Source organism: Mycobacteriales bacterium (genome assembly GCA_036497565.1).
In the GTDB taxonomy this organism is placed as follows: Bacteria; Actinomycetota; Actinomycetes; order Mycobacteriales; family QHCD01; genus DASXJE01.
In genome coordinates this window covers 1-1,680 of sequence record DASXJE010000128.1, presented here as the reverse complement: position 1 = coordinate 1,680, position 1,680 = coordinate 1, and the positions used below count along the sequence as shown (strand labels likewise).

The following is a 1,680-nucleotide window of genomic DNA, read 5'->3' as shown; positions in this document are numbered from 1 at the left end:
CGCCATCATCGTCGCCCCGATCCTGGTCGGCGACGAGGTCCCGTCCTACCTGATCACGCTCGACCCGTCCGAGGAGACGTTCGGTGAGGACATGTCGCTGCTGGTCACCGAGCACGCCGCCACGATCTGCGGGGTGATCCTCGGCCGCGAGCGGGTCGTGCAGGCCGCCGCCCGCCGCGTCCGCGACGACCTGGTCGAGGGGCTGCTGCTGGGCCGCGGCCGGGACGCGGGCGACGCCGGCCGGTGGGCCGCCCACCTCGGCTACGACCCGTCCCGCGAGCACCACGTCGCTGCGATCGCGTTCGAGCTGCCGCCGTCGCGCGCCGCCGACGCGGAGGCGCTACGGCAGCGCATCAGGGAGAGCATCGAGCATTTCATGACCACACGGGCGCCGGAGGCGATCGTGTCCGCCCGCGAGGACGAGGTGGTCGTCGTCGCCGCCGCGTCGCCCGACCCGCGTAAGCTGGCGTCCGCGTGCCTGGCCCGGCTGTCGGAGCTGTTCCCCGGCGCCAAGGTCGTCATCGGAATCGGCGGCGTCTGCCGTGACCCCGAGGGGATCGCCGACTCCTACGACCAGGCGCACCGCACCACCCAGACGCTGTGGCGCCTGGGCCGCACCGGGGTGGTATCCGCGTTCGAGGACCTCGGCATCCACCGGCTGCTGCTGCAGGTGCCCGACCTGGGCGAGCTGCGGGCGTTCGCCCGCGAGGTGCTCGGCAAGCTGAGCGAGCACGAGCACGAGCACAAGTCCGAATACCTGGCCACCCTCGCCTGCTACTTCCGGGAGAACAACAGCCCGCAGCGGGCGTCGAGGCTGCTGCACGTACACCCCAATACGGTGGCGTACCGTATCAAGCGGATCGAGGAGATCACGAGCCTTCGGCTCGACAACTACCGGGACCGGCTGATCGCGCAGGTGGCGCTCGAGATCCTCGATGCGCTGCCGGAGGGACAATCATGAGTGCTGCGGGGGCAGGCACGGCGGCCCTGCTGCTGTCGTCGGGTCGGGTACTGGTGTGCGACGGCGCGATGGGAACGATGCTGCACGCCGCCGGCGCGGCGCTGGACCGGTCGCTGCCCGAACTCAACTTGTCCGACCCCGGTCTTGTCGAGACGATCCACGACAGTTACCTGTCGGCGGGCGCGGACATCATCCAGGCCAACACGTTCGGCGCCAACCGCCTGTGGCTCGGTGATCACGGCTTCCCCGACAAGGTCGAGGAGATCAACCGGACCGGGGTACGGCTGGCCCGGGCGGCGGTCGCGCGGGCCGGGCGGCCGGTGCTGGTCGCGGGTTCGGTGTCCCCGGCGGTGACCGCCATCCAACGGCGGGGCGTCGGGTCGTCCGAACGGATGGAAGTGCTTCGCGAGCAGATCCTGGCACTGTCCGCGGCGGGACCGGACCTGCTGGTCCTCGAGACGTTCGGCTACCTGGACGAGCTGGTAGAGGCGGTGAGCGTCGCGTCCTCGGTGTGCAACCTGCCGCTGATCGCGCAGGCGACGTTCGCCGACGACGCGCACACCCTCGGCGGCGAGACACCGCGCGAGGTCGCCCGGGTGCTGAGCGAACTGCCGGTCGCGATGATCGGCACCAACTGCACGATCGGCCCGCAGCGGATGCTCGCCGTCGCCGAGGACCTCGTCCGCTACTCCAATGTCCCGGTCAGCGCGCAGCCGAAC

Annotated in this window: 2 protein-coding genes; both read left to right on the top strand. The window is 71.1% G+C overall.

The window, feature by feature from the left end; all coding sequences use genetic code 11:
- The coding region (locus VGH85_11225; GenBank protein HEY2174372.1) for a helix-turn-helix domain-containing protein at positions 1 to 961 on the top strand (961 nt) is incomplete at its 5' end.
- On the top strand, positions 958 to 1,680 hold a 723-nt coding region (locus VGH85_11220; protein HEY2174371.1), incomplete at its 3' end, for a homocysteine S-methyltransferase family protein. The genes VGH85_11225 and VGH85_11220, both read left to right, overlap by 4 nt.